The 3,882-nt window shown below is 72.4% G+C and carries 3 protein-coding genes; 2 read left to right on the forward strand and 1 reads right to left on the reverse strand.

Annotated elements, in window-relative coordinates; genetic code table 11:
- Window positions 1-1,098: ATP-binding protein (locus tag H5J30_RS21165; RefSeq protein ID WP_258563448.1), on the reverse strand; the 1,098-nt coding region annotated here is incomplete at its 3' end.
- Between the two features lie 1,182 nt (window positions 1,099-2,280).
- Here H5J30_RS21165 and H5J30_RS21170 point away from each other — a divergent pair.
- Window positions 2,281-2,913 (forward strand): LUD domain-containing protein, encoded by a 633-nt coding sequence (locus H5J30_RS21170; RefSeq protein WP_181788971.1) that lies wholly within the window; start codon window positions 2,281-2,283, stop codon window positions 2,911-2,913.
- Between the two features lie 67 nt (window positions 2,914-2,980).
- Window positions 2,981-3,882: RNA polymerase sigma factor SigJ (gene sigJ / locus H5J30_RS21175; RefSeq protein ID WP_181788972.1), on the forward strand; the 902-nt coding region annotated here is incomplete at its 3' end.

Genomic DNA, 3,882 nt, shown 5'->3' on the forward strand with positions numbered 1-3,882 from the left:
GGAGCGGGCGGCGGCGTGCCGTACGGGGCCGGGGATGCTCAGGCTCAGCTCGCCGTCGGGCCGCTCGTCGGGGACGACGGCGCTCGCGTCGATGAGCCGTTCCATGGTCCGGTAGCCGGCGGCGTCGAAGCCGGCGAGCACACCGGCCGCGGCGCGGGCGGTGAACGGGCCCTCGAAGACCGCCAGTTGGTTCAGCAGCAGCCGTTCGTCGGCGGGCAGCCGGGCGAACACCCAGGAGACCATGCCGGAGATGCTGGAGTGCCGCGAGTACGGGTGCAGGTCGATGCGCCGCAGATCGCCGGCGCCGCGCTCGAAGCGCTCCAGGATCAGGTCGGGTTCCGCCAGCTTGACCTGCTCGGCCGCCAGCTCGATGGCGAACGGCAGCCCGCCGGCGAGCCGGCAGAGGGCCAGCACGTAGCGGACGTTCTCGACGGTCAGCTTGAACTCGGGCCGTACCGCCCGCGCACTCTGTACGAACAGCTCCACGGCCGGAATCCGTGCGACGGCCGCGAGGTCGGCCTCGACGCCGTGCCCGGTCGGGAGCGGCCGGAGCCGTACGACCCGCTCGCCGTACAGTCCGAGGCGGGCGGTGCCGACCGTGACGATCCGCACCTCCGGGTAGCTCCGCCGGAACTCCGTGAGCAGTGGCGCCAGTTCATCCGCAACGTCCTCGTAGTGGTCGAACAGCAAGGTGTGCGGCCCCGGTCCGAGGCGCTCCAGGGCCGAGCAGACGGCGACCGGGTCCTCGTCGAACTGCTGCTTGAGCCGGCGCAGCATCAGCGCGCCGACGGCGGGGTCGGTGATCCGGCCGAAGTCGAACACCTCGACGGTGCCGCCGGGGCCGGGCCCGAAGCGGCGGAAGTACTCCATGACGAGCCGGCTCTTGCCCACCCCGGCCGGGCCCGTGACGGTCACCAGACCGGCGTCGGGCGCGGACAGCACGGTGGCGAGCCGGTCGAGGTCGCGGGTGCGGCCGATCAGCGAGGTGGGCGTGGCCCCGATGTACCCGGCAGGACTGGTCGTCCCGCCGGTTAAGAGCCCCTCCGGGCCCCACATCTCCTCAAGTTCCTTGGCCGCGACTACGGCGTCGGCATTCATGGCGTCGCTTCACAGGAGGTGCCGGAGGCGACCGCCGTTCGCGTACCCGTCGCGACGACCGCCTGACTGCCATCAGGGCTCACTGCATTCCCTCCGCCGAAACCTGTCCCGCTCCCCCGCACCACGGCCGGCTCGCCCCTTACCTGGCGAAGATCACTGTGGCGGGCGGGGGCGCGGGCTGGAACGTCATCTGCTCGCGGCCGCATCGTGCGGCCGGCTCCGGGCTGACCGGTACGCCGCTGCTCACTCGGCGGCCCTCCTGCCGGCGGGTGCGGCGGATCCCGCCCCCGCACTCGCGTGGACCAGCGGAATGCTGTTCATCGTGCCCTCTCCGTGGTGCTGCCGGAGACCGGTCGTCCGCGGCTGAGCAGCGTGGTCCGGCCGACGTGGTAGCGGTCCCGGAGCCGGCGTACGGCCCAAGGATCCACGGTCCGGCCACTGGAGAAAAATCTCCCAGACCTTCTCGAAGTACCACTCGTGATCCGGTGGAGGCGGGCTCTGGACGAGCATGCGCGCGGGGCGGGCGGCGGGCCCTCGTCGTTCGCCGGCCCGGCTGCCCACCGACATCTCGGCGGTGATGCCGGGGCAGCAGCCGGGGATCTTCCCGGCTGCGCCGGGCCGTAGGCCGCGTACGGGCAGGCGCTCGGCGGATTCCAGGGCCTCTCCCGCGGTGATGGCGCAGCCCGGTACGCTCACCGCCGGCTTGCAAGGAGTCGACATGCCTGGTATCCACCTTCTGTAGGTAGAAGTTCCGCCGGAGTTTCCCGTCGCGCCCTCTCGGTGCCACCGCGAATCCGACCGCGCGCACCGCCCCTGCAGGCACGGTGTGCAAGCGGTATCTTTGCCTGTTTCGCTTGGGTTCGGCTTGGTGTCGACTTGGCAACCTGTTTACAATCCTGGCCGATCATGCGGGGGTGCAGGTCACACCCGCGAGTCGCCCCCGGGGGCCCCGCCGGACTGCCAAGCCGCCACCAACTCGCGGCACAGTCCGGCCCAAGGCGGGTTGCCCATACTCGAACCTGTGGAGCGGTGCGACGAGACATTGTTCATGTAACGCGGGAGCGCTCGTCCGCCGCTCCACGAACCGGCACCGCCGCCTGACGTTCCGGCGGGGTGTCTTGTCGTAGGGATGGAGACGACGAAGTCGTCCGGATCCGCCGTCCCGACCGACCAGGAGAGACCATGACGACCTCGGCCCCGTCGTTCACCGAACCGGCGTCCGCGGAACGCCTAAAGATGGTGGCCGCCGCCCTGGCCGGCAACGGCTTCGAGGCAGAGGTCCTCGACGGCGCCGCCGCCGCGCGGGCCCGCGTCGGCGAGCTGGTTCCCGCGGGGGCCACGGTGTTCACCGGGGCCAGCGAGACGCTGCGGCTGTCCGGGATCGGCGAGGACATCGACGGCAGCGGGCGGTACGACTCGGTCAGGGCGCGCAGCCTGTCCATGGACCGCGGCACGCAGCGGGACGAGATCCGGCGGACTCTGGCCAGCCCGGACGTCATCCTGGGCAGCGTGCACGCGGTCACGGAGACCGGCTCCCTGGTGATCGCCTCGGCCAGCGGAAGCCAGCTCACGGGCTATTCGGGCGGGGCCGGGCATGCCATCTGGGTCGTCGGGGCACAGAAGGTGGTGCCCGATCTGGACACCGCGCTGCGGCGCGTCGAGACGCACTGCCTCCCGCTGGAGGACGAGCGCGCCATGCAGGCGTACGGCATGGGCAGTTCCCTGAACCGCCTGCTCATCCTGCACTCCCTGAGCCCGCACTACTTCCCGGGCCGCGGCACGGTCCTGCTGCTCCGTGAAGCGATCGGCTTCTGACCGCGCCGCAGCGCGGGGGCGACGCCGGCGACGGGAGGGCATGCGGGTGGAGGGGGCTGGTGGCGCGATGACCACCGAGGGGGAACCGAAGTCCGCGGGGCCGGACCCGAGCCTGGATGTGCTCATGGGCGAGCGGCGCCGGACGGTCAACCTGGCCTACCGGCTGCTGGGTTCGCTCTCCGACGCCGAGGACGCGGTGCAGGATGCCTACGCCCGCTGGTATGCGATGCCCCGGGCCGAGCAGGAGGCCGTCGAGTCCCCGGGTGCCTGGCTGACGACGGTGACCAGCCGCATCTGCCTGAACCTGCTGAACTCGGCGCGGGTGCGCCGCGAGACGTACGTCGGGCAGTGGATTCCCGAGCCGCTGCCGGAGCACACCGGGCCGCTCACCGCCCGCGCCGGCGGCAGCCACACGGACCCGGCCGACCGGATCACCCTGGACGAGTCGGTGAGCATGGCGTTCCTGGTCGTGCTGGAGTCGATGACGCCGGCCGAGCGGGTGGCCTTCGTGCTGCACGACGTGTTCCGGTACTCCTTCGCGGAGGTCGCCGAGGTCGTCGGCCGCTCGCCGGGGGCCTGCCGGCAGCTGGCCTCCTCCGCCCGGCGCCGGGTCCGCCGGCCCGCGGCCGGCGCGACCCCGCCGGCCCGTAAGGCCGGCATCGTCCGGGAGTTCAAGCAGGTGTGGGAGGCCAAGGACATCGACGCCCTGATCGGGCTCCTCGACCCGAACGCCACCGTCACCGCGGATGGCGGCGGGCTGGCCCCCGCGGTGGCCCACCCGGTCACCGGCGGCCGGGAGATCGCCACGGCCTGTGCCGACCTGGCCGCGCGGGGCCCGCTGACGATCCTCGAACGCGCGGTCAACGGCGAGCCCGGGCTGATCAGCCGGCGCGACGGCGTCACCGTCGCGGTGCTGGCGTTCGGTGTCGACCGTGGCCGGATCACGCACATCTGGGCCGTGCTCAACCC

The sequence above is a fragment of the Streptomyces phytophilus genome (assembly GCF_013870535.1).
Lineage (GTDB): Bacteria > Actinomycetota > Actinomycetes > Streptomycetales > Streptomycetaceae > Streptomyces > Streptomyces phytophilus.

What these genes read in the sequence shown, in the direction of transcription:
- H5J30_RS21170 (WP_181788971.1), top strand. Translation starts at nt 2,281, where the DNA reads ATGACGACCTCGGCCCCGTCGTTCACCGAACCGGCGTCCGCGGAACGC.